General features: G+C 58.5%; 22 protein-coding genes and 1 riboswitch. Of the genes, 18 read left to right on the forward strand and 4 right to left on the reverse strand.

The genetic code is table 11. The features are described 5' to 3' along the window. Positions 1–17 precede the first annotated feature (17 nt). From BN1129_RS10855 to mgtE, 13 genes are all read left to right on the forward strand, one after another. On the forward strand, positions 18–842 hold the full coding sequence (locus BN1129_RS10855; RefSeq protein ID WP_042036433.1) for a CheR family methyltransferase: 825 nt from the start codon (positions 18–20) through the stop codon (positions 840–842). 62 nt (positions 843–904) lie between these two features. Beyond that, complete coding sequence (gene flgB, locus BN1129_RS10860) at positions 905–1,303, forward strand: flagellar basal body rod protein FlgB (protein WP_042036434.1); 399 nt, start codon at positions 905–907, stop codon at positions 1,301–1,303. Next, positions 1,303–1,722, forward strand: coding sequence for a flagellar basal body rod protein FlgC (gene flgC, locus BN1129_RS10865; protein WP_042036435.1), 420 nt, complete (start codon positions 1,303–1,305; stop codon positions 1,720–1,722). Before flgB ends, flgC begins: the two co-directional genes overlap by 1 nt. Positions 1,723–1,737: 15 nt before the next feature. Beyond that, positions 1,738–2,472 (forward strand): flagellar hook assembly protein FlgD, encoded by a 735-nt coding sequence (locus BN1129_RS10870; protein WP_042036436.1) that lies wholly within the window; start codon positions 1,738–1,740, stop codon positions 2,470–2,472. A 10-nt stretch (positions 2,473–2,482) separates the two neighbouring features. Next, complete coding sequence (gene flgE / locus BN1129_RS10875) at positions 2,483–3,811, forward strand: flagellar hook protein FlgE (RefSeq protein ID WP_042036437.1); 1,329 nt, start codon at positions 2,483–2,485, stop codon at positions 3,809–3,811. 145 nt (positions 3,812–3,956) lie between these two features. Continuing rightward, positions 3,957–4,703 carry a flagellar basal-body rod protein FlgF gene (gene flgF, locus BN1129_RS10880; protein ID WP_042036438.1) on the forward strand — a complete coding sequence of 249 codons (747 nt, stop codon included), beginning with the start codon at positions 3,957–3,959 and terminating at the stop codon, positions 4,701–4,703. A 14-nt stretch (positions 4,704–4,717) separates the two neighbouring features. Next, on the forward strand, positions 4,718–5,506 hold the full coding sequence (gene flgG, locus BN1129_RS10885) for a flagellar basal-body rod protein FlgG (protein WP_042036440.1): 789 nt from the start codon (positions 4,718–4,720) through the stop codon (positions 5,504–5,506). A 60-nt stretch (positions 5,507–5,566) separates the two neighbouring features. Beyond that, a complete protein-coding gene (gene flgH, locus BN1129_RS10890; RefSeq protein WP_042036442.1) occupies positions 5,567–6,238 on the forward strand; it encodes a flagellar basal body L-ring protein FlgH in 672 nt (223 codons plus the stop codon). Between the two features lie 8 nt (positions 6,239–6,246). Then, complete coding sequence (locus BN1129_RS10895) at positions 6,247–7,344, forward strand: flagellar basal body P-ring protein FlgI (RefSeq protein WP_042036444.1); 1,098 nt, start codon at positions 6,247–6,249, stop codon at positions 7,342–7,344. A gap of 43 nt (positions 7,345–7,387) precedes the next feature. Continuing rightward, positions 7,388–8,461: a flagellar assembly peptidoglycan hydrolase FlgJ gene (gene flgJ, locus BN1129_RS10900; protein ID WP_042036446.1), complete on the forward strand. Its 1,074-nt coding sequence runs from the start codon at positions 7,388–7,390 to the stop codon at positions 8,459–8,461. Between the two features lie 3 nt (positions 8,462–8,464). After that, positions 8,465–10,462 carry a FlgK family flagellar hook-associated protein gene (locus tag BN1129_RS10905; RefSeq protein ID WP_042036449.1) on the forward strand — a complete coding sequence of 666 codons (1,998 nt, stop codon included), beginning with the start codon at positions 8,465–8,467 and terminating at the stop codon, positions 10,460–10,462. Between the two features lie 4 nt (positions 10,463–10,466). Then, positions 10,467–11,675: a flagellar hook-associated protein FlgL gene (flgL, locus tag BN1129_RS10910; protein ID WP_042036450.1), complete on the forward strand. Its 1,209-nt coding sequence runs from the start codon at positions 10,467–10,469 to the stop codon at positions 11,673–11,675. Positions 11,676–11,894: 219 nt separating this feature from the next. Further along, positions 11,895–12,064, forward strand: a riboswitch (M-box (ykoK) riboswitch). A 122-nt stretch (positions 12,065–12,186) separates the two neighbouring features. Beyond that, entirely contained in the window at positions 12,187–13,530 is a 1,344-nt protein-coding gene (gene mgtE / locus BN1129_RS10915; RefSeq protein ID WP_042036452.1) for a magnesium transporter, read from the forward strand. Between the two features lie 83 nt (positions 13,531–13,613). Here the strand turns inward: mgtE and ppx are convergent, their stop codons facing one another. From ppx to BN1129_RS10930, 3 genes are all read right to left on the reverse strand, one after another. Then, the gene (gene ppx / locus BN1129_RS10920) at positions 13,614–15,104 is read right to left on the reverse strand and encodes an exopolyphosphatase (RefSeq protein WP_042036453.1); all 1,491 of its coding nucleotides are present in this window, start codon (positions 15,102–15,104) and stop codon (positions 13,614–13,616) included. Continuing rightward, positions 15,094–17,163, reverse strand: a complete 2,070-nt coding sequence (gene ppk1, locus BN1129_RS10925; protein WP_042036455.1) for a polyphosphate kinase 1 — start codon at positions 17,161–17,163, stop codon at positions 15,094–15,096. The genes ppx and ppk1 overlap by 11 nt, the downstream gene beginning before the upstream one ends. A gap of 75 nt (positions 17,164–17,238) precedes the next feature. Then, positions 17,239–17,751 (reverse strand): glycine cleavage system transcriptional repressor, encoded by a 513-nt coding sequence (locus BN1129_RS10930; protein WP_042036456.1) that lies wholly within the window; start codon positions 17,749–17,751, stop codon positions 17,239–17,241. A 189-nt stretch (positions 17,752–17,940) separates the two neighbouring features. Here BN1129_RS10930 and BN1129_RS10935 point away from each other — a divergent pair, with 189 nt between their 5' ends. From BN1129_RS10935 to BN1129_RS10955, 5 genes are all read left to right on the forward strand, one after another. Beyond that, positions 17,941–18,816, forward strand: coding sequence for a DUF2726 domain-containing protein (locus BN1129_RS10935; protein ID WP_042036457.1), 876 nt, complete (start codon positions 17,941–17,943; stop codon positions 18,814–18,816). A gap of 265 nt (positions 18,817–19,081) precedes the next feature. Continuing rightward, positions 19,082–20,503 (forward strand): sigma-54 dependent transcriptional regulator, encoded by a 1,422-nt coding sequence (locus BN1129_RS10940; protein ID WP_042036459.1) that lies wholly within the window; start codon positions 19,082–19,084, stop codon positions 20,501–20,503. Between the two features lie 106 nt (positions 20,504–20,609). Further along, positions 20,610–21,644 carry a sensor histidine kinase gene (locus tag BN1129_RS10945; RefSeq protein WP_042036460.1) on the forward strand — a complete coding sequence of 345 codons (1,035 nt, stop codon included), beginning with the start codon at positions 20,610–20,612 and terminating at the stop codon, positions 21,642–21,644. Then, a complete protein-coding gene (locus tag BN1129_RS10950; RefSeq protein ID WP_042036462.1) occupies positions 21,641–22,984 on the forward strand; it encodes a sigma-54-dependent transcriptional regulator in 1,344 nt (447 codons plus the stop codon). The genes BN1129_RS10945 and BN1129_RS10950 overlap by 4 nt, the downstream gene beginning before the upstream one ends. Before the next feature lie 138 nt (positions 22,985–23,122). Next, positions 23,123–23,884, forward strand: coding sequence for a Nif3-like dinuclear metal center hexameric protein (locus BN1129_RS10955; protein WP_042036465.1), 762 nt, complete (start codon positions 23,123–23,125; stop codon positions 23,882–23,884). A 118-nt stretch (positions 23,885–24,002) separates the two neighbouring features. On the opposite strand, the gene purN is transcribed toward BN1129_RS10955, so the two are convergent. After that, positions 24,003–24,641, reverse strand: coding sequence for a phosphoribosylglycinamide formyltransferase (purN, locus tag BN1129_RS10960; RefSeq protein WP_042036468.1), 639 nt, complete (start codon positions 24,639–24,641; stop codon positions 24,003–24,005).

Here is a 24,641-nt window from a genome sequence, read left to right on the forward strand (position 1 = left end):
CAAGAAGAACAAACTGCATGAAGACACTTTCGGACGACTTATACAAACAATTCAGCAACTTTCTGGCAGTACAGAGCGGGATCGTGCTGGGTGACAACAAACAGTATCTGGTCAAGAGTCGGCTTTCGCCCTTGATGACTCAGTTTGGTATTGAGAGTTTGTCTGATCTGGTTACGCGAGCGATGAGTGTGCGTGAGCGCGACCTGAAAATGGCAGTGGTTGATGCCATGACTACCAACGAAACCCTGTGGTTTCGGGATACTTATCCATTTCAGTTGCTGACGGACAAGATTTTTCCTGAGCTTGGCAAGAGCGGCCGTCCGATCAAGATCTGGTCGGCCGCGTCCTCATCCGGTCAGGAGCCCTATTCCATCGCCATGACGGCATTGGAGCAGCAGGTCAAGAAGCCGGGTACCTTGCCCGGTGGCGTGCAGATCGTGGGCACAGATATTTCCAGCACTATGCTTAACCAGTGCAAGGAAGGGGTGTACGACAGCCTGGCGCTGGCCCGAGGCCTGTCGCCGGAGCGCAAGAAGCTGTTCTTCGAACCTTATGGTGACAACAAGATGCGAGTGGTGGAGCGTGTCAGAAAATTGACCACCTTCCGGCCACTGAACCTGCTGGAGAGCTACAGCCTGCTCGGCAAGTTCGACATCATCTTCTGCCGCAACGTACTCATCTATTTTGCGCCGGAAGTGAAGTCCAAGATCCTCAACCAGTTCGCTGGCAGTCTTAATCCCGGTGGTTATCTGATGCTGGGGGCTTCCGAGTCACTGGCCGGTCTGACCGACAAGTTCGAAATGGTCCGCTGCAATCCCGGTATCATCTACAAAGTCAAATAATCCCCGCATAAATCCTCTTTGGCACGCCTCTTGCTAATAATTTATCAAGCAGGAGGTGTGCTATGGCAATTTCATTCGACAAGGCATTTGGTATTCATCAATACGCGCTGAGCGTTCGCTCCAAGCGTGCAGAGGTGTTGTCCAGCAACATTGCCAATGCGGATACCCCGGGTTTCAAGGCCAGGGATATCAACTTCTCACAGGCACTGGAAGGGGCCCAGCATCGGCAGGGGTTCGGCCTGGCGACGACCAGTGAGAAGCACTTCGCCTTGCAGTCGGATGCCCCAGGCCTCATGCAGTACCGCAATCCCCTGCAGCCCGACACCGGTGATGGCAACACAGTAGATGTGCAGCAGGAGCGCAGCGAGTTTTTGCGTAATAGCCTTGAGTACCAGACCTCCCTGGAATTTATGAATAGCAAGATCAGTGGCCTGCTGAAGGCGCTGAAAGGAGAACAGTAATGAGTTTGTTCAAGGTCTTTGACATTGCAGGCTCGGCCATGAGTGCACAGTCTGTTCGACTCAACACGGTGGCAAGCAACATGGCCAACGCCGACAGCGTCAGCTCCAGTGTGGAAAATACTTACCATGCCAGGCGGCCAATTTTTGCCGCTCAGCTGGATCGGGCCATGTCAGACAAGCAGGAATCCGTCGGGGTCGAGGTGAAGGGGATTGTCGAGAGCGAGGCGCCCTTGCTCAAGGAGTACAACCCGGGCCACCCCATGGCTGACAAGGATGGCTTTATATTCAAGCCCAACGTCAACATGGTGGAAGAGATGGCAGACATGATCAACGCCTCACGCAGTTATCAGACCAATGTGCAGGTTGCCGATTCTGCCAAGAAGATGCTGCAGCAGACGCTTCAGCTTGGCAAGTCCTGATAGGGGTACGCACAGATGGTAGATACAACCAATAATGTGAACGGTATCAGCCGTACCACATCCCAGACCACTGGCACGCCGACGACGCCCAAGAAAGAGCTGGATCAGGCGTCGTTTCTGAAGCTGCTGACCATGCAGCTCTCTTATCAGGATCCGTTCAAGCCGGTGGACAATGCCCAGATGCTGTCCCAGATGACATCGATGTCGACCTCGGAAGGGATATCGAGTCTGTCGACCCAGATGGGCAATCTGAATACCTTGATGACCTCCAGCCAGGCGCTGCAGGCCTCTGCTCTGGTGGGGCAGAATGTACTGATCCCCTCCAATACCGGCTATCTGGAAAAAGATGGCGAGATTTCCGGGGTGGTCGCTGTCGGCGACAAGACAATGTCGAACGTGAAAATCACAGTTGAAGATGAAAAAGGGCAGGTTATCAAGTCCTTCTCCCTTGAGGGAGAACATAAGGGTAACGTGTCCTTCAGCTGGGATGGGACCGACCAGGACGGTAAGCCCGTCAAAGAGGGCAAGTACCAGATTAAAGCAACCGGCACTGTGGCCGGCATATCAGAGAGCATTTCGGCCTTGACCTATGGGCGAGTAGAAAGCGTCACCCTGGGTAATGGCACCTCTCCCACCCTGGTTAAATTGAAAGGACTTGGGGCCATTTCTCTGGGGGATATCCTGGAGATTGCCGGTACCAATTCCAACCAGACCACACCACCAACGACCAAGCCTACAGCATCGATCTAAGGAGCTGGATATGTCATTTAACAATGCCTTGAGCGGTGTCAACGCGGCACAAAAAGATCTGAACGTTACCGCCAACAACGTTGCAAACGTCAATACCATGGGCTTTAAAGAGTCCCGTGCCGAGTTTGCGGATGTGTACGCCAACTCGATTTTTGTCAATGCCAAAACACAGGTCGGCAACGGTGTGGCAACGGGGGCGGTGGCGCAGCAGTTTCATCAGGGGGCGTTGCAATTTACCAACAACGCCCTGGACCTGGCCATCCAGGGCAATGGTTTTTTCGTCACCTCTGACGGCCTGACCAATCTTGACCGTACCTATACTCGGGCAGGGGCCTTCAAGCTCAATGAAAACAGCTATATGGTCAACAATCAGGGCCACTATCTGCAAGGCTATGAAATTAACGCGGATGGTACGCCCAAGGCGGTCAGCATCAACGCCACCAAGCCAATTCAAATACCGGATCGGGCGGGTCAGCCTAAAATGACCACGTTGGTGGAAGCAAGTTTTAACTTGAGCATTGAAGCGAAAACCAAGCCAACAGACCCCGCCGATTTTAAACCCACGGACTCGACAACCTTTGCAAACTCAACATCCGTGACGATCTATGATTCGCTCGGCGCCCCCCATGTGATCACCAAATATTTTGTTCGCCATGAGGATCCGGCTAATCCGGGGCAGCCACGAAACCCGGGCACCTGGAGCATGTTCGCATATGAGGGTGACAAGCCTATCAACATTACGGGTGGGGTAAGCCCCGCTGCTGGCATTCCCACTGGCATTGAGATGGAGTTTACCAACGGTGGCAAATTGAATACAACCACCCCGGTTGCGCCGATCAAAACCGAAGCGTTAGGCATCCCGGGGGCCGGGATTATTACCAACGGTGCGGATCCCGCTCAATCAATGGAGATTCGTCTCGGTACCGTTACCCAATTCAACTCTCCTTTCGATGTCACTAGACTGACCCAGGATGGCGCCACTGTTGGTCATCTGACCAAGGTGGAGATTACGCCAGACGGTGTTGTTTCTGCCACCTACAGCAATGCGACGACGTTAAAAGTCGCCATGGTTGCGCTGGCAAAGTTTGCCAACTCGCAAGGACTGACTCAGGTCGGCGATACCTCCTGGCGCCAGTCTCTGCTTTCCGGTGATGCGCTGCCCGGCACGCCTAATTCGGGTACCTTGGGCAGTATCAAGTCTTCAGCGGTGGAGCAATCCAACGTGGACTTGACCACCCAGCTGGTGAATCTCATCACGGCCCAGCGTAACTTCCAGGCCAACTCCCGCTCGCTGGAAGTGAACAGTTCATTGCAGCAGACCATACTGCAGATCCGTTAAGTGACTTCATGATGACAAGGGCGCCTCGGCGCCCTTTTTTCGAGCGTTTCCCTCCTGTTTTATCTCCCTCCTTGCATTCATGAACCTGTGTTGGCACTCAAATTGCAGTTATCTCTCCAGAGTCATCAGTTTGACGGAGGATCCCATGGATCACCTGCTTTACATCGCCATGTCCGGGGCCAAGGAGAACATGCACAGCCTGGCTGTGCGTGGCAACAACCTGGCCAATGCCAACACTATCGGCTTCAAGTCTGACTTCGAGCAGGCGCGCAGCATGCAGGCGTTTGGCGAAGGGCTGCCATCCCGGGTGTTCGCCATGACGGAGCGGCCGGGTCAGAACCTGCAGCATGGCATGCTGATGACCACGGGTCGGGATCTTGACGTGGCCGTTGACGGTCAGGGCTGGATCGCGGTGCAGGATCCCAATGGGGGCGAAGCCTATACCCGTATGGGCAACTTGCAGCTGAGTGCGACCGGCAACCTGCAAACCTCTACCGGTCTCAATGTCGTGGACGATGGTGGCCAACCTATCGTGCTGCAGTTACCGATGGAAAAGATCGAGATCAATCGGGATGGCACCATTAGCGGTCGTCCCGAAGGTGCCGCGGCCAACTTGCCCGAAGATTTCCAGCGTATCAAGTTGGTAAAGCCTGCCGCCGATGCGGTGGAGAAGGGGCAGGATGGTTTATTTCGTCGCAAGGATGGCCAGAATGAAGCCGCCTCGGCCAATGTCGGCCTCATCGCCGGCTCGCTCGAGGGCAGCAACGTCAACGTGGTCGATGAGATGACCAACCTTATCCGGTTGCAACGTCAGTTCGAAACCCAGGTCAAAATAATGAAGACCGCGGAAGAGAACGACGAAGCTCAAACCCAGCTGCTGCGTATCAGCTAATCAAGGAGTTTTAAATGAACCCTGCACTCTGGATCAGCAAGACCGGCTTGGATGCACAGCAGACCAACATTGCGGTCACCTCGAACAACCTGGCGAACGCCAGCACCGTGGGCTTCAAAAAGTCACGGGCCATCTTCGAGGATCTGCTTTACCAAAATATCAACCAACCGGGTGGCCGTTCGTCGGCGGATACCGAGCTCCCTTCCGGCTTGATGCTGGGTGCCGGTGCCAAGGTTGTTGCCACCCAGAAAAACCATAGCCAGGGCAACGTACAGACCACGGACAACTCGCTGGATCTGATGATCAGCGGCCGCGGCTACTTCGAAATCCAGTTGCCCGATGGCAGTGCCGCCTATACCCGCAACGGTCAGTTCACCCTCAATGATGAAGGGACTATCGTCACCCCGGGCAATGGCTACCCGCTGCAACCCGAAATCCAGATCCCCGAGAACAGCGAGAGTGTGACAGTGGGAGAGGATGGTCAGGTATCCGTCAAGCTCAAGGGGGATGGCGCATCCCAGGTGGTGGGCCAGATCAACACCTCTGACTTCGTCAATGCCTCCGGCCTGCAACCCATGGGTGAAAACATGTTTGTCGAGACCCAGTCCAGTGGTGCTCCCATTCAAGGAACTGCCGGAGCGGACGGGCTCGGCGTCATCAAGCAGGGCATGCTGGAAACGTCCAACGTCAACGTGACCGAAGAGCTGGTCAACCTGATCCAGGCCCAGCGGGTCTACGAGATGAACTCCAAGGTTCTCTCGGCGGTGGACGGCATGATGTCCTTCCTGATCCAGCGTACGTAAGTGGGTGGTGGACACCATGAACTCATGTTTGGTCTCGCGCACATCGGCAGGAGGTGCATGATGAAAACCATATGGATGCTGGGGCTGGTGGCGCTAGGTGGCTGCAGCAGTACCCTCAACACAGCCAAGCCGGATGACCCCGAGTTTTCCCCTGTATACGGGGAATCGGAGTCTGTCTCCATCAGACCGACCGGTGCCATTTTTCAACCGGATCAGGCCAACAGCATCTATTCGGACATCAAGGCGCACAGGGTGGGTGACATCATCACCATAGAGCTGGCCGAGTCGACCTCGGCCTCCAAGAAGGCCAATACCCAGAGCGGCAAGGACAATAAGCTGAATATGGAGCCTGTCATCCTGGGCGGTGTGCCGGTCACGGCTGGTGCTTATGATCTGTCGGCGTCCCTGGGCCAGAACAGCGCTTTCAAGGGGCAGGCCAAGGCGGATCAGAGCAACAGCCTGCAGGGCAATATCTCGGTCAGCGTGGCCAAGGTGCTGCCCAATGGCAACCTGCTCGTGCGTGGCGAGAAGTGGATCATGCTCAACAATGGCAACGAATATATCCGGATCACCGGCATGATCCGCCCCGAAGATGTGACGGCCGAGAACAGCGTGTCGTCACAGCGGGTCGCCAATGCCCGCATCCATTACGGCGGTACCGGCGATCTGGCCAACAGTCAGGAGCAGGGGTGGCTTACCAGCTTTTTCAATGGCCCCTGGTGGCCGCTCTAGGAGATGTTATGAAGTCACTCCGTCTTGTGACCCTGATCTGCTGTCTGATGCCCTTGGGAATGGCCCACGCCTCCCGTATCAAGGACATCAGCTCGGTGGAAGGAGTACGTAACAACCAGCTGATTGGCTACGGTCTGGTCGTTGGCTTGCCCGGTACCGGCGAGAGGAACAGCGCCTTCACCGAGCAAACCTTCCGCACCATGCTCAACAACTTCGGTATCAAGGTGCCGGACAACATCAGGCCCAAGATCAAGGACGTGGCGCCTGTGGCTATTCATGCAGAGTTGCCTCCGTTCGCCAAGCCTGGCCAGACCATAGACGTGACGGTATCGGCCATCGGCGAGGCCAAGAGCCTGCGGGGCGGCACCCTGCTGCAAAGCTTCATGAAGGGGCTGGACGGGCGTGTCTATGCGGTGGCGCAAGGCAGTCTGGTGGTGGGGGGGCTGGGCGCTGAAGGGGCCGATGGCTCCAAGGTGGTGATCAATACGCCGACGGTGGGGCGTATCGCCAACGGCGCGACTGTGGAGCGGGAGGTACCGAACTCCTTTAGTCAGGGGGATACCATCACCTTCAACCTCAATCGCCCCGATTTCACCACGGCCCGCCGGCTGGCGGACGTGGTCAACGATCTGGTGGGCCCCAACACGGCGCAGGCACTCGATGCGACCTCGGTCAAGGTCTATGCGCCGCGGGATCCGGGGCAGCGGGTCTCCTACCTCGCCACCATCGAAAATCTGGAAGTAGACCCGGCCAGCGAGGCGGCCAAGATCATCGTCAACTCCCGTACCGGCACCATTGTCATCGGCAGTCAGGTGCGGCTCAAACCGGCGGCCATCAGCCACGGCGGGCTGACGGTGACCATAGCCGAGAATCAGCAGGTGTCACAGCCCAACCCGCTCTCTGACGGCCAGACGGTGGTGACCAACAACTCCACCATCAATGTGCAGCAGGAGCAGGGACGCATGTTCAAGCTCGATACCGGCGCGACCCTGGATGATCTGGTGCGAGCGGTGAATCAGGTCGGGGTGGCGCCCGGCGATCTGATGGCGATCCTGGAGGCGTTGCAACAGGCGGGCGCTATCGAAGGTCAGCTGGTCATACTGTAACAAGCGGCAAGGGGTTGCCACGGGCGGCAATGAGGTAAGCAAAATGGCAGAATTTGACACCAACAGTGGCGTGAATATGGGGATGGTGCAGGATATCAAGAACCTGGACCGCCTGCGCCAGCTGAGCCAGAGCAAAGAGGGCAAGGCCGAGGCGCTCATGGCCGCCTCTCGCCAGTTCGAGTCCATCTTCACCCAAACCCTGTTTCAGGGCATGCGTCAGGCCAACCAGGCCTTGACTCAGGACAACCCCATGAACAGCAGCTACACCCAGTTCTACGAGGGCATGCTGGATGAACAGCGGGTCGCCGACATGACCAGCAAGGGAGGGATGGGGCTGGCCGAGATGGTGGCCAAGCAACTCTCACCCGAGACCTTTACCCGTCACGATGGGCGTGTGCTCAAGATGCCGCAGCGTACCGAACGGGTCTACAAACCCTACCAGCCCCCCACCTCTGGCCCAAACGATCTCATCTCCGCCTCAAAAGTTGGCAAAGATTTTGCTAACAAAGAGATGCGTGCCGATGCCCAGCCGCTGGCTGTGCCGCATCGCCCCCGTCGCACGGTTCCCCCCATGGGGCCCGCGCAGGGGGCCAAGGCGCTGGACAGGACAGCGCAAGTGTTTGAAACCCCGGAAGAGTTCGTTAATCGCCTGATGCCACTCGCCAAGAAGGCGGCGGACAAGTTGGGGCTGAGCCCGGCGGTGCTGGTGGCCCAGGCGGCGCTGGAAAGCGGCTGGGGCAAGCGGGTGATCAAGAACGGGGAAGGACAGGTGACCCACAATCTGTTCGGCATCAAGGCCGATCCGCGTTGGGAAGGCCCCAAGGCGGTGGTCAACACCCTGGAATATGAGCAAGGGGTGGCCTCGCGCCAGAAGGCATCGTTTCGCTCTTACGAGTCGTTCGAGGAGAGCTTCAACGACTATGTCGATTTCCTGACCTCGGGGTCTCGCTACAAGGGGGCCCTGACCAAAGTAGACAGCCCGGACCGTTACTTCGAGGCCTTGCAACAGGCCGGATATGCGACGGATCCCCAGTACGCCAGGAAACTGAAACAGGTATTGCGCAGTGATGCCATTGCCGGCTACTCCGCTACCAACCACACAGAAATGGAGCTGTAAGTCATGGCAAGCGATCTGCTTGGAATTGGTACCTCGGGTGTGATGGCCCAGCAGCGACTGCTGCAGACCACCAGTAACAACATAGTGAACGTCAATAGCCAGGGCTATGTGCGTGAACGAACCCTGATCTATACCAGTTCCGTCGGTCTGGGCACGGGCGACATGCTGACCGAGCGGGTCATCAATGCCTATGCCCAGGGCGAAGTGCGGCGCGACACCTCCGCCTATTTTGCCTCGGCGACCCGCTACGAGCAGCTCTCCAATACCGATACCCTGCTGGGGGATACCAGCAACAGCGTCGGGACGGCCATCACCTCCTATTTCAAGGCGTTTCATACCGCCAACGAGGCGCCGGCCGATATTGCCGGCCGCAAGATCACCCTGAGCGAGCTCAGCGGCATGGTCAACCGCTTTCATACCCTGTCGTCCCAGCTGGACAAACAGACCGACACCATTAACACCACCATAGGTGACGAGACCCAGCGGGTGAATGGCCTTATCAACAGCATCAACGATCTGAACCAGGCCATCATCCGTACTCAGGGCTCGCCGGAAGAGAACCTGATGCTGTCCGATCAGCGGGATGAAGCCATCCGCCAGCTTTCCGAGAAGATGGAGATCCGCACCGTGCCCCAGGCCAATGGCAGCGTGCTGATCAATATGAGCACGGGTCACTCCCTGGTACTCAATAGCGGGGTGGCCCAGTTCAGCGTCGTGCCGGGTGATCCTGATCCCCGCGAGCCCGAGCTGCAGCTGATCGCGGGGACCAACAAGACCCGCATTAACGAGAGCAGCATTGGTGGCGGCGTGGGGGGCTTGTTCTCCGCTCGTCGTGATCTGGAGCCGGCCAAGCGCGAACTGGGTCAGTTGGCCGCGGCCATGGCCGATGCCATGAACCAGCAGAACCGGCTGGGCATGGATCTGGATAACGAGTTGGGGGGGGATCTCTTCTCCCTTGGTGTCAGCGATGGCCTGCCTTATGAAAAAAACACAGGCACAGGTGCTGCCAAGGTCAATTTCGTGCCTGGTAAAGGCAGTGAAGTGACCACCTTCGATTACGAGATACAGTTCAGCAGCGCCACAGGTTACGAGGTGTTCTCCCTCGACAAGGATGGCAATCGTACCTCGCTGGCGACCGGTACCACGCCCCCGGCCAAGTTTCAGCTCCCGGGCCATGGTATCGAGATTGATCTGACCGGCACGCCAGCGGCAGGGGATCGCATCCTGCTGCAGCCGACCAAGCGGGCCGCCGCCAGCTTGGGGCAGCTTGTCACCCGTCCCGAGGATCTGGCGCTGGCATCCCCCCTCAAGGCGGACAAGAACAAGAACAACAACGGCTCTGCCGAGATCAAGTTCAACGGCATCTTCAACACCAGCACGGGGTCGGGTTTTGGTACCAACACCCTGGATCCAACGGCACCCCAGGTGGTGAAAGTCGACGACAGCGGTAACTACAAGGTCTATGACGGGAACAACAACCTCCTCGGGGTCGCGCCAGCTTCCAGCAATGGCCAGAATTTGATGGCCGCCATCGAGAACCCGCTGCCAGGTCCCAAGGTCTATGCCGATCCGACCCAGACTCCCGGCTACGAGTTCAGCATTACCGGCTCGGTAGCCGCCAACGACAGCTTCACCCTGAGCTATAACAAAAATGGTTTTGCCGATAACGCCAATGGCTTGGCGCTGGCTGAGCTGCAGAACAAGGATCTGGTGCGCAAGAGCACCAATACCGGCACCAGCAATGACAAGATGACCTTCAACGAGGCCTATTCCGGTCTGGTGACCGGGGTGGGTATCAGCACCAGCCAGGCCAAGACGCTGCTCAAGGCCAACGAGGCAAAATTGACCCAGAGTACCAATATTTTCGAGAGCGTCTCCGGTGTGAGCCTCGAGGAAGAGGCGGCCAATCTGATCCGTTTCCAGCAGTCTTATGCGGCATCGGCCCAGGTGGTCAGTACGGCCAAGACCATCTTCGACACCCTGTTGTCATCAGTGAGGTAAGTTCATGCGTATTACCACCAACATGGTTTATAACCGGAATATCTCCTCCCTGAATAACGCCAATGAAAGATTGAGCACGGCTTATGAACAGCTGCAGAGTGGAGATAAATTCAAGACGTCGGGAGAAGATCCCTCCGGCATGAGCCAGAAGATGGCGCTGACCAAGGAGATAGATCTGTTCAAGCAGTATGGCGTGAATGGCAGCTTGCTTGAGAACAGCCTGGGCCATGCAGAGACAGTGCTGACCGCGCTCAATAACGCCATGACCAGTGCCCAGACCCTGATCCAGAAGGCCAACAACTCGGCGGTGGAGTCAGATGATCGCAAGGCGATCGCCAGCGAGCTGGAAGGCTTGCAAAAGCAGATGTTCGATCTGATGAACAGCAAGAACTCCCAGGGCGAATTCATTTTTGGTGGCAACCAGAGCAAGACCCAGCCCTTCATCAAGGATGCCAGCGGCAATTACGTCTTTCAGGGGGATACAGGCCAGCGCAATATCCAGGTCTCTCCGACGGTGCAAATCGCGGCCAATGATTCCGGCTTCAATCTGTTTGAAATGGTGCCGACCCGCAGGACCGGCAGTGCGGGCAGCGCCAATATTCAGGTCAGAGTGGCCGATCAGGGTAACTTCGACAACTTTCATCGCATCAACTTTGACCCCGCCCTGGCCAGCAACCAATACACGGTGACCACAGCGGCGGGGGCTCCTGATACCTATGAGATAAGGGATAGCGGCGGCGCCCTGCTGCAAAGCGGTGACTATGTGGCAGGTAACCAGATCCCCTTCAATGGTCTGGAGTTGACCCTGGATCTGCCCGCAGGGGGCGCCGCGCAAAACTTTGTGCTGGACTCGCCCCAGAACAACAACATTCTGGATGGTATGTCCGATTTCATTACGGCTTTGCGTGATCCCACTATGTCGGCAGACGATTTTCAGGTGAAGGTAGCGGATGCCACCGCTCACATGAACAATGCCCGACTGAATGTCGATAAGGGGCTGGGTGAAATTGGTGGCAGGATGAACAGCCTGGAGCAGGTACTGGGTTCGAACGAGGGTCTGAGTACCCTCAATCAGCAGGTCAGGGCCAAGGTTTCCGAGGCTGACTTGTATGAAGTCATTGCTGCATTGTCCAAAGAGGATGCAGCCTTGAGTGCCTCCCAGCTTTCCTTCAGCAAAATAAGCAAGTTGACCCTGTTTGACTATATTCGCTGATATTTTCCACCCCTGTTCAGCGCATTTCGGGACGCGATGAACAGGGGGCATCCAGATCTTGTTTGCCCAGTCATGATATATCCTCGTTTAAATCCTCTTTTTTCTCCAATTGTAACAAGCTGTTGCAATGGGCTATTTAACCCTCCCTGTCGGGTTGACTCACTCTGTGCATTCGATAATCATGCTGCCCGCACAACAGAGGGTTGTGCTAATTTTTTTGCAGCATCTCGTTAGGCGAGGCTCCTGTATAAACAAAGGCCACTGATCTCACGACGTCGAGAGACGCCCAAGCTCAGGACAGTTTTCATCGGATTAAGGTGTAAACCCAAGTGGCTTCCGGCATGCCGGATACGTTATACAGTGCTAAAGCTGGTACGTGGGGATGATGACACGCCGGACGGCGTCATTTCCTGCCTATTACTCGTCAATCAAATTGCTGTTTTCTTTCAGACAGCGACCGGATATCCGATCGCGCTCAGGCCCTGCCTGAAATCACATGAGATCATTTGTGATGAAGAAAACACAGACTCTACTCAATCGTCATCAACTGCTCGATCTGGCCGCCCTGCAGGGCTGGCTGGAGAATAATCTGGATCCGGTTCAGCGTGCCGATCAACTGCTGACCCTGCGTCCGGAAGAGCTCAACTGCATCTTCGATACCCTGCCCATTGTCGAGGGGGTGGCGCTACTCAACTCGTTGTCGGGCGAGTGTGCCGGACGTCTGCTGATGCGGTTGCATGCCAGCATAGTCGGTCTGTTGCAAGGGGCCATGCCCCGGCGCGACATGCTGGACATACTGCGTCGGCTCGGTAGTAGCGATCGCACCATGCTGCTCTCCCGCTTTCCGGAGCCGGTGCAGTCCACCTTCTACTCCCTGCTCGACTGGCCGACCGAATCGGTTGGAGCCAATATGCGCCATGAATTTTTGGCCATCGGCGATCAGGATACGGTGGGCAGTGCCAAGCAGCTGATCCACGATGCCTGGGACAACGCCCAGTTGTTCCAGCACCTCTATGTGGTCAACACCGAGCATCGTCTGCTCGGCAGCATAGCGCTCAAATCCTTGTTGATAGCGGATCCTCTGCTGCCGGTCAGCGAGCTGATGGACAGGGATACGGTGCGCATCAACGCCCGGGCGGATCAGGAGCTGGCGGCACGTCTGCTGATCGACCGTGACATCTCGACCTTGCCGGTGGAGGAGCAGGGCAAGCTGGTGGGTATCTTCCATGTGGATGATGCCGCCGACATCCTGGAGCTCGAATCCACAGAGGATGCCGAGATGCAGGGGGGCTCATCGCCGCTCGATACCCCCTATCTGCAGGCGACCCCCTGGCAACTGTGGCGTAAACGGGTGGGCTGGCTGCTCATCCTGTTTGTGGCGGAGGCCTATACCGGCACAGTGCTGCGGGCGTTCGAAGAGCAGCTGGAAGCCGCCATCGCGTTGGCCTTCTTTATCCCGTTGCTCATCGGTACTGGCGGTAACAGTGGCACCCAGATCACCACCACCATAGTGCGCGCCATGGCAGTCGGTGAGGTGAGTCTGCGCAACCTTGGCACTGTGCTGAAAAAGGAGCTCTCCACCGGTCTGCTTATCTCGGGGGCCATTGCCATGGCGGCCTGGGTGCGGGCATGGAGTCTGGGCGTCGGCCCCGAGATTGGCATGGTGGTGACCTTTACCATCATCGCCATCGTGCTGTGGAGCGCCACAGTTGCATCCATTATCCCCATGGTGCTGCGCCGCTTTGGCATCGACCCTGCTGTGGTGTCCGCCCCCTTCATCGCCACCCTGGTGGATGGTACCGGTCTCATCATCTACTTCGAGATGGCCAAGTGGTTGCTGCCCGAGTTGCAGTAACCCGCACCTGACGCGGATGAGTCAAATAGCAAAAAGGCAGCCTGGGCTGCCTTTTTGCCTGTCTGCCTGCCAAAGAGGCGGGGTCAGCTCAGCTGAAACAGCAGCGGCCAGCCTTGCTCCTGGCAATAACGGTGCTCTTTCTCCAGGTTTTGCATCAGCAGGCGGTTCTCGTCGCACCAATCGATCGGCAGGGTGACCACCAGCTGATCTTCGGCTGCTTGTACGTTCCATTTTGGCAACAAATTGTCCTGACGCCTGTGGTGCGCCGCCACGGCGAGCCGCAGGATGCGAATGCAACGCAGCACAGTTTGCGTGTCATGGTTGGGCAGGGGAGGGAGCTCGGAGAGCTTGAGCCCCTTGCGCTGAAACCGTACCAGGGCTGCCAGCAGGGCCTGATCGTCCTGGGTGAAGCCGGGCAAATCCGTGTTCTGCAATATATAAGCGGAGTGGCGCTGGATGCCGCTGTAGTTGATGACCAGCCCAATCTCGTGCAGTCGCGCCGCCCAGCCGAGGATCGCGCGATAGGGTTCCTCCGGCATTTGCCAGGGGCCGCTAAGGGCATCGAACAGGGCCAACACACTCTGCTCGACCCGGTTGGCCTGGCGCTTGTCGATGTGATAGTGGGTGGAGAGGGCCAGCGCGGTACGCTCGCGAATGTCGTGGTGCTGCAAGCGCTCCTCGAATTCATACAGCAGCCCTTCGCGCAAGGCACCGTCCGAATACTCCATCCGTTCAATGGGTAGGGAGGTAAAAAGCCCAAGCAGTATGGTCACCGCGGCGGCAAACACCCCCTTGCGCTCCTCGGTCAGGCCAGCGAGCTTCAACTGATCGACCCGCTTGTGGTCGAGCATCTCCTGCTTGAGCCGCTCCAGCCCCGCCAGCGTGATGGCGCCATCGGTCCAGCCTTCTCCTTGCAGCACGTCGCGTACGGCTCGAATCGAGCCGGAGCTGCCAAGGCAACTCTGCCAGCCCAGCTTGCGATACTGGTTGATGATGGGGGCGAGCTGATGCTGGGTCTCCAGCACGGCGCTGTGGAAGGCCTTTTCGTTCAGCTTGCCGTTGGCAAAGAAGCGCTGGGTCAAGCTGACACAGCCCATCTTGCGGCTGGTGAGGGCCTTGTGATCGAAGCCTTCCCCTATGATGAGCTCAGTGCTGCCACCGCCGATATCCACCACCAGCACCTGGCCTTCGATATGCTGGGTATGGGCAACGCCCTGATAGATGAGGCGCGCCTCTTCCTGACCACTGATAATTTCGATGGGATGGTTGAGCACCTTGGCTGCCTCGCTCACGAATTCGCGGGCGTTGCTGGCGCGGCGCAGGGTATAGGTACCGGCAATGCGGATCTGATCCGGCTTGATATTGGTGAGGCGCTCGGCAAACAGCGACAGGCAGGTGAGACCGCGGGCCATCGCCTCCGGGCTCATCCGCTTCTGCTCATCCATCCCCTCGGCTAGACGGACCCGCTCCTTGATGCGATCGACGATGCGAAAGCGTCCTTCGCTCAGGTGGGCGATCACCATGTGAAAACTGTTGGAGCCGAGATCCACGGCGGCATAGAGACTATTGTCCATTGTTTGACTCGATACGTTTGAGATAGTCGTAAATCGCCACCTGAGAGCGGATCTTGCGGCGGTTGCCCCGCTTCACATACGCGTTTTGCTGGTCGGCATCGATCACCCGTGCCTTGCAGGTATCACTCAGTTGCAGTTCGAGAATGTCCATGATGCGCTGCTTGAGGCGCTCATCATAGATGGGGGTTCCCACCTCGATCCTGCCGTCGATGTTGCGGCTCATCCAGTCGGCGCTGGAGATATAGAGCTGGGGGTTGCCTTTGTTGTGGAACACCATGACCCGGGGGTGCTCGAGGAAGCGGTCTATGATGCTTATCACCTTGATGTTGTCACTGAGGCCCGGTACACCCGGGCGCAGGGCGCACATACCACGGATGATCATCTGGATCGGCACCCCGGCCTGGCCGGCGGCATAGAGCCGGTTGATGAGATCCTTGTCCACCAGATTGTTGATCTTGAGGGTGATGCCGCTGGGTTGGCCCGCCTTGGCGTTGGAGAGCTCGTTATCGATGAGTCGATAGAGCTGACGGCGGCTGTTGATGGGGGAGACCAGCAGGTGGTTGAACTTGTAGCGCCGATAGGGGTACTCGATGTATTCGAACACGCCCTCCACCTCGGCGGTGATGTCCGGGTGGCGGGTCAGCAGGGAGAAGTCGGTGTAGATCTTCGCCGTCTTCTCGTTGAAGTTGCCGGTACCGATATGGGCGTAGCGCACCGCCTCGCCATGTTCGTGGCGAGTGATGAGGCAGAGCTTGGAGTGGATCTTGAGGCTCGGCACCCCGAACACCACCTTGACGCCGGCATCGGTGAGAATGTTGGCCCAGTCGATGTTGGCCGCCTCGTCGAAACGGGCGCGCAGCTCGACGACGACGGTCACTTTCTTGCCGTTGTTGGCGGCATCGATGAGGGAGTGGATGATGCGCGACTTCTTGGCGACCCGGTAGATATTGATGCGAATGGCACTCACCGCCGGATCGAACGCCGCCTGGCGCACCAGCTCGGTGAAGTGGTGGAACTTGTGATACGGGTAGTAGAGCAGAATATCCTGCTTGGTAATCGCATCGAAGGCGTTGACGAAACCGTCAAAATCGCGGCAATCGAGGGCAGGTAGCTTGGGGTTTTCCAGATAATCTCGGCCTACGTTGGGGAAGCCGATGAAATCCTTGAAGTTGTGATAGCGCCCGCCCGGCATGATGGCGTCGTAGGAGCTGATCTGCAGCTTGAGCTTCAGGAAGCTTATCATGGCGGCGGGCATCTCCCGCTCGTAGACGAAGCGTACTGGCATGGCGGTGAGGCGCTGCTTCAAACCGTCACTCATCTTGTCCACCAGACTGAGATCCAGCTGGTCGGAGAGATCATATTCGGCATCCCGGGTCAGTTTGACCGCATAGGCAGCTATCTCGTCGTAGTCGAAGAAGCCCTTGAAGATCTCGTCGAGACAGAAGCGGATGACGTTGTCCAGTATGATGATCTGCTTCTTGCGGCGAGTGCCTTCCGGCGGCAGCTGGAAGAAGCGGGGCAGATCGTCGGTCGGTACTTCCACCAGGGCGTACTGGATCACCTGGCCATTCTTCTTCATTTCTATGGCCAGATAGGTGTGCTCGTCCTTGAGGAACTTGACCGGGTTGACCTCCTTGTTGAGCAGGATCGGGATGATGTGGCGCAGCACCTTCTCCCTGAAAAAGACCCGCAGCCACTGTTGGATAGACTCGGAGATCTGGCTCTCGTTGACCAGAAAGATGTTGTGACGGGCCAGCGCTATCAACAGCTCCTTGTAGGTGTTGTCGAACGCTTCGCCGAGCGCCATCACTTTCTGCTGGATGGCGCGCAGCAACACCTTGGCGTCGTCCTCGCCGCCGTGCACTTCGTTGATCAGGATGCGGCGCTTGACGTCCGACACCCGTACCTTGAAGAACTCATCCTGATTGGAGGAGAAGATCCCCAGGAAACGGACCCGCTCTATGAGGGGCACCGTCTTGTCCATTGCCTCTTGCAACACCCGTTCATTGAATGAGAGCCAGCTCAGCTCTTTCTCTTCATACTGCTTGTCGGTGCTCATGTGATGCCTCCGTGGTCAGGTCGCGTCTGCGCGGCAGTAATGGCGTGAAAATATGACAGGGTGATGACCATCCGCTCAGTCGGCGAATGCCTGGTCTATGTCGACCATCAGATCGTCGGAGAGCGACTCCAGCGCGGTGATCAGATCGTCGAGTTCGAGCTGGGGCGGCAGGGCCACCAGGGCATGGGCATAGAAGAGCGGGGCGCCGGAGTGGGGAGCCGGTTCGCAACCCGTGGTGAGGTCGGACACGTTGATGTTGAGCTGGCGCAATATGCTGGCCATTTCACGGACGATACCGGGGCGGTCGTTGCCGGTCACCGTCATCATCACCTGATGGGACGGTTCGGCGGTGGGCGTCCCTTCGGCAAAGCTGATGGTCAGACCCGGCAGCAGGGCCAGCGCTTCGCACAAGCTGCGGTAGTGCTCCTCGGGCACGGTCACATGGAGGATGCCGGCAAACTGGCCTGCCAGCTCGCTCATGGCGCTGCCCAGCCAGTTGCCCTGCTGCCGAGTGATGACATCCGCCAGACTTTCGACTATGCCGGGTTTGTCTGTGCCGATCACGGTCACAACCAATTGCTTTTGCATCCTGCTCTCCTTGGAATTGGATTTCTGTAGCATTGTGCCTGCTGTGGCAGGCCATATGAAGCCCTGCCCGGCGTAAACAGGGTGAAAAACGCAGATTCGGGAGGGGGCTATGTTTCAGCGCTGCCTGCCACTGGGCCCCTGTGGTAGAGTGATACCCCTCTTTTGTTTTGTGAACTGGATAGTGCGCTCATGAATACCCTTGTCGTATCGGGATTGGTGTTGTTGGTGCTGCTCCTGCTGGTGGTCTTCTGGACCCGAGGCAAGAAAGGCAAGCCGTTGCCCTATGATGTGCAGGAGACCCTGTTCAGTCCGGCCGAGCGCGCCTTCCTCGGTGTGCTGGATCTCGCGGTCGGTGACAAGGCCCGGGTGTTTGCCAAGGTGCGGGTGGCCGATGTACTGACCCCGGAGGCGGGCATGGGCAAGAGCAAGTGGCAGCAGGCGTTCAACAAGATCAGCGCCAAGCATCTGGATTACCTGCTCTGCCATCCGGCTGATCTCTCCTTTATCTGCGCCATCGAACTCGATGACAGTTCCCACCGCCAGCAGAAGCGCAGAGCCAGGGACAGCTTCCTCAAGGCCGCGTGCGACAGCGCCGGTTTGCCGCTGCTGCAAATCCCGGCAAGCAGCCACTATGAGGTAGAGGCGGTGCGGGATCTGATCCTGCCGCTGCTGAACAAGACGACAGCTCCGCTGGCCGATGATCTGATGCCGGGCGAGCGCCGCGAGCCGACCTTCAGCCCCCTGTTGCTCGATGGCGTCGACACGGAAGAGACCCGTCATGGTGGACGCTCGTCTTCCGGTTCCTCGAGCATGTCGACCGTTACGGCCCCGATCAGGAGTGCCCTGGTCTCTGCCACAGACAGCGAGTTGGTGGACAACCTGTTTGCCGAGGTGGATGACGAAGAAGAGGATCACTCGCACCAGGCACCTCATTGCCCTCGCTGCGATGCCCCGCTGGTCGAACGGGAGGCCAAAAAAGGGCCTCATGCCGGACGCCTGTTCATGGCTTGCAGTCGCTTCCCCGAGTGCCGCTACGCCACGCCCCACACGAACGCCCGTCACTGACACTGTCGCCGTTCCCGACCCTGTCATGGGGCCGGGAACGGGTAGTCGATAGTCCCATCTCTTTATCTTGTTTGTGCCTCAAATTAAAAAAGAGGCGACAAAATTTATCTTATTGCGAAGTGATGTCGATAAACTTAGGTTGAATGCGACAATTTTTGACAATACGTCGGAATTTTGGCACTTTGTTCTTCCTGCATAAAGTGCGTGGCTAGGCCACAGAAGCACAATAAAACAATAAGTTACGTCGTTAATAAGAGGGATTCATATGATGGCGATGGGAGTATTGATTGTTGATGCCGATGCGCAGCGGCGCCAACAGTTGGGCACAGTGCTTTCGTTCATGGGGATCCCGTGGCAGGAGATAGTCGAGAGCGAGCTGGATGTTGCCATCGAGTCGTCCGGTCCGCTGCAAGGGGTGCTGGCGGGTGCCTTGACCAGCCGTTCGCTGGATGAGCTGCTGACCAGCTTCCTTCGCGTGCCCTTCCTGTCCCTGGTAGAGGCTGATTTCCCCAACAGCAACTTCATCGGTGTCGCCGAGGCCCCCTTCACCTACGAATCCCTCACTCGCCATCTGCACTTCTGTCAGGCGTTTGTCTCCTTGCATCCCCGTCAGCAGACTCACGACAAGGGCCAGGCGCTGCTGCGTCTGCTGGTGGGCAAGGGACGAGGCATTCAGGAAGTGCGCCGTCTCATCAGCCAGGTGGCAGAGACCGAAGCCAACGTGTTGATCCTGGGGGAATCCGGGACCGGCAAGGAGGTGGTAGCCCGCGCCATTCACGAACTTTCTCCCCGCAGTGGGGGCCCCTTCGTGCCCATCAACTGTGGCGCCATCCCGGCCGAATTGCTGGAAAGCGAGCTGTTTGGCCATGAGAAAGGCGCCTTCACCGGCGCCATCGCCGCCCGCCGGGGCCGTTTCGAGCTGGCTCAGGGCGGCACGCTCTTCCTCGACGAGATCGGCGACATGCCCTTGCCGATGCAGGTCAAGTTGTTGCGGGTGTTGCAGGAGCGGCTGTTCGATCGGGTGGGTGGTGGTAAGCCCATTCAGGCGGACGTGCGCATCATTGCGGCTACCCACCGGGATCTGGAGGCCATGATCCGCACCCAGGGCTTTCGGGAAGATCTCTACTATCGCCTTAATGTCTTCCCCATAGAGACGCCACCGTTGCGGGATCGGGTCGATGACATTCCCTTGTTGCTGCAGGAGCTGCTCAACCGTCATACCGAGCAGCATCAGGGTATGATTCGCCTGACCCAGCGGGCGCTGGAGTCCCTGATGCAGTACCCCTGGCCCGGCAATGTGCGCGAGCTCTCCAACCTGCTGGAGCGACTGCTGATCCTCTACCCGCAGCAGATAGTCGATGTGGCCGATTTGCCGAGCCGCTATCGCCTGCTGCCGTGCGAGCCAAGAGATGAGCGGCTGACCGAGATGGACGAGCGCGACGCATTGGCCGCCGTGTTCCAGGATCCCCTGGCGCTGGATCTCAGTGCAAGTCACTCCCGTGCCATGCAGCTGCCAGAGGAGGGGGTCAATCTCAAGGAGATGCTGGCCGACCTCGAGGTAGAGCTGATCCGTCAGGCCCTGGAGTCCCAGGATGGGGTGGTGGCCCGCGCCGCTGACTTGCTCAGCATGCGTCGTACCACCCTGGTGGAGAAGATGAAAAAATACGGGATGAGCAAGGAAGCATAAGGGTCAAAGCCTTGACGCCTTTGTTCAACGAGTTGATTTTTAACCATAATTTTAGTGGCATGGAAATTGAATAACCTGACCCAATAGCCAGTTTGAGGTCAGCTTTATGACAGCCCAGCAGCAAGTCAACCTACTCCAGTCTCACGAGGTGAGCCAGCTCTACGCCATCTTCACGGCACTGCCGACCGGTGTATTGCTGCTCGATGGCGAGGGTCGCATCACCCGTGCCAACCCCGCCGCCCTGGCGCTGCTGGGGGAGCCGCTGGAGGGTCAGGCCTGGCGCCAGATCATCGCTCGCTGCTTCCAGCCCCGTGAGGATGACGGTCACGAGATCTCCCTGCGCGATGGGCGTCGGGTGCAGCTCTCGACCCAGCCGCTGCCGGATCAACCCGGCCAGTTGGTGTTCATCACGGATCTGACCGAAACCCGCAAACTGCAGGACAGAGTCAACCACATGAAGCGGCTGTCTGCCTTGGGCAACATGGCCGCCTCGTTGGCACACCAGATCCGCACACCGCTCTCCGCCGCCATGCTCTATGCGGCCAATCTGGCCAACCGCACCCTCAAGCCCGAGTCGCGCAGCCAGTTCCAACAAAAGCTGATGGCCAGGTTGCAAGACCTGGAAAAACAGATCAACGACATACTGCTGTTCGCCCGCAACGGTGACAATCAGGTGGTGACACCCATTTCGGTCCAGGGATTACTGGCCGAGGTGCAGGCAGGCGCCGAGGCATTTTGCAACCAGCAGGGCTGTGAGCTGCATATAGACGCGCCCGAGCCGGATCTCTGCCTGCTCGCCAACAGCAATGCGCTGGCGGGGGCCATCAACAACCTGATCGCCAACGCCCAGCAGGCGGGTGCCACCTCGCTGTTGGTGAGTGCGGTGCGCAGTGGCGCCCGGGTGGAGATGCGTATTCTCGACAATGGCAAAGGGATGCCCGCCCACCTGCTTAACCAGATTTTCGAACCCTTCTTCACCACCCGCTCCCAGGGCACAGGCCTGGGTCTCGCTGTGGTGCAATCCGTGGTACGTGCCCATCAGGGGGAGGTCAGTGTGGCCTCAGTGCCTGCTGAAGGCACTTGCTTTACCCTGTCGTTCCCCCTGCATCAGCAAGCGGTGCAGCTTGGAGGTGTCGCATGACTCAGGCTCGTATTCTGGTCGTGGAAGATGACAATGGCCTGCGCGAAGCGCTGGTGGATACCCTGTTGCTCGGCGGCTACGAGTGCCGTGAAGCTGACAGCGGCGAGCGCGCCCTGCTGGCGTTGTCGCGCCAGAGCTTTGACATGGTGATCTCTGATATCCAGATGGGGGGCATGGATGGCCTGACCCTGCTGGCTAACATTCGCCAGCAATATCCCCAGGTGCCGGTGCTCTTGATGACCGCCTACGCCAACATAGACGGTGCCGTGCGCGCCATGCGCGAAGGCGCCATCGACTACCTCGCCAAGCCGTTTTCGCCCGAGGTGCTGCTCAACCAGGTCAGCCGTTATGTGCCGGCCCAGAAGGTGGAGAAGCGCGCCGTGGTGTACGGGGATCCCAAGACCGCCGAGCTGTTCCAGCTGGCGACCCGGGTAGCCCGCAGCGAAGCCACTGTCATGGTGACAGGCCCGAGCGGAACGGGGAAAGAGGTGCTGGCCCGCTACATCCATGACAACTCCAGCCGCGCCGAACAGACCTTCGTCGCCATCAACTGCGCCGCCATCCCGGAAAACATGCTGGAGGCAACCCTGTTCGGTTACGAGAAGGGGGCCTTTACCGGCGCCGTGCAGGGGTGCCCGGGCAAGTTCGAACAGGCCCAGGGCGGCACCTTGTTGCTCGATGAGATCACCGAGATGGATCTGGGGCTGCAGGCCAAGCTGCTGCGGGTCTTGCAGGAGAAAGAGGTGGAGCGACTCGGCAGCCGCAAGATGATCCCCCTCGATGTGCGGGTCATCGCCACCAGCAACCGGGATCTCAAGAAGGCGGTACAGGACGGCCTGTTCCGCGAGGATCTCTACTACCGTCTCAACGTCTTCCCCTTGCGTTGGACCTCGCTCTGGGAGCGGCCCGGCGACATATTGCCGCTGGCGGAACACCTGCTGGCGCTGCATGCCTGTCAGCAAGGGTTGCCGACGCCGCAGCTGGCAGATGAAGCGCGCGAACGCCTGTTGGCTCACCCCTGGCCCGGCAATGTGCGGGAGCTGGACAACGTGGTGCAGCGTGCCCTGATCCTGAGCCCGGATGGGCTCATCGGCTGCGAGCACCTGATCCTGGAAGAGGTGGACGAGGAGGCGATCCGCTTCACCGGCGGCGATCGCAGCTGCGGGAGCGAGCATCTGGGCAGCGAGCTCAAGCAGCAGGAGCACCAGATCATTCTCGATACCTTGCAAGACTGTAACGGCAGCCGCAAGGCGGTGGCCGACCGGCTCGGCATCAGCCCGCGCACCCTGCGCTACAAGCTTGCCCAGATGCGAGAGGCGGGGATCGATCTGCCCGCCTGAGTACTGGGCGGGCATGCCCTGCCAGGGAACTGTCATGGTCTTGGCGGCTTTGCTCGATTATCATGGGGTCCTTGGCGTTTGAGCCTGCCCCCTGCTGTATCGTTGATGCAGGGGACCGAGCCTTTATAAGGGACCCCTATGATCTCTCATCGAAAACTCGAAACCGTACTCAACCATCTACTTGAACCCCACGCCATCAAGGATTACTGCCCCAATGGGTTGCAGGTGGAAGGGCGCGCACGCATTCGCAAGGTGGTGACCGGTGTCACCGCCAGTCAGGCGCTGATCGACGCGGCCGTGGCCCTCGACGCCGATGCCATTCTGGTCCATCACGGTTACTTCTGGAGCGGCGAGCCGGCCCAGATCACCGGCATGAAGCAGCGTCGCCTCAAGACCCTGCTCACTCACGACATCAACCTGTTTGCCTATCATCTACCGCTGGATGTGCATCCCGAGGTGGGTAACAATGCCCAGCTTGCCAAGCTGCTGGACATCAAGGTGCGCCGTGGCCTGGAGCCCTGGAACAGCAAGAGCGTCGCCATGGTGGGCAAGCTGGAAGAGCCGATGAGCGGTCGCGATTTTGCAACGCTCATCGCCGAACGGCTCGGTCGTGAACCCCTTTATTGTGGTGACACAGGCCCCGAGCTTATCCGCTCCGTAGCCTGGTGCACTGGCGGTGGCCAGAGCTATATCAATCTGGCGGCGGAGCAGGGGATCGATGCCTTCATCTCCGGCGAAGCCTCCGAGCAGACCATTCACACCGCTCGCGAGATGGGGATGCACTTCTACGCCGCTGGCCACCACGCCACCGAACGCTACGGCGTCAAGGCGTTGGGAGAGTGGCTGGCGACCGTGCAGGGGCTGGATGTCACCTTTATCGATATCGATAATCCGGTGTAAGTTCGATTAGCCGCGTAGCGGCGTAATCGGACATGACTGCAGCAATTGTGCGGGTAGCTAGAAATGACAAGGGAGGCCTAAGCCTCCCTTGTCATATGTTGCATGCTGTGCTTGGCGGTTACTCGCAGGCATGACCTGCGGGGCCAAGCGCGATACCGTCCAGCAGGATGGTATCGCCTTGCATTCTCAGCCTTCCCTCGCAGAACCAGTGCACCACCAGCGGGTAGATGCTGTGCTCCTGAGCCTGCACCCTGGCCGCCACTTCCTCGACATCGTCACCTTCGAAGATGGGGACGCGAGCCTGCAGGATCACGGGACCGCCATCCAACTCTTCGGTGACGAAGTGGACGCTGGCACCGTGCTCGCTATCACCGGCATCGATGGCGCGCTGGTGAGTGTGCAAGCCCTGATACTTGGGCAGTAGTGACGGGTGGATGTTGATCATCCGCCCTGCAAAGTGACGCACCAGATCGGCACTCAGGATCCGCATAAAGCCGGCCAGTACCACCAGATCCGGCTGATAGTCATCCATCAGCGCCTGCAGGGCGACGTCATACTCCACCCGGCTGGCAAACTGCTGCTGGGACAGAATGGCGGTCGCTACCCCGGCCGTTTGCGCACGCACCAAGCCGTAGGCATCGGCCTTGTTGCTGATGACGCCGACCACTTCGCCGGCAATCTTGCCGCTGGCGCAATTGTCGAGAATAGCCTGCAGGTTGCTGCCGCTGCCGGAGACCAGCACCAGGATCCGTTTCAT

It is taken from the genome of Aeromonas popoffii (genome assembly GCF_000820025.1).
Taxonomy (GTDB): domain Bacteria; phylum Pseudomonadota; class Gammaproteobacteria; order Enterobacterales; family Aeromonadaceae; genus Aeromonas; species Aeromonas popoffii.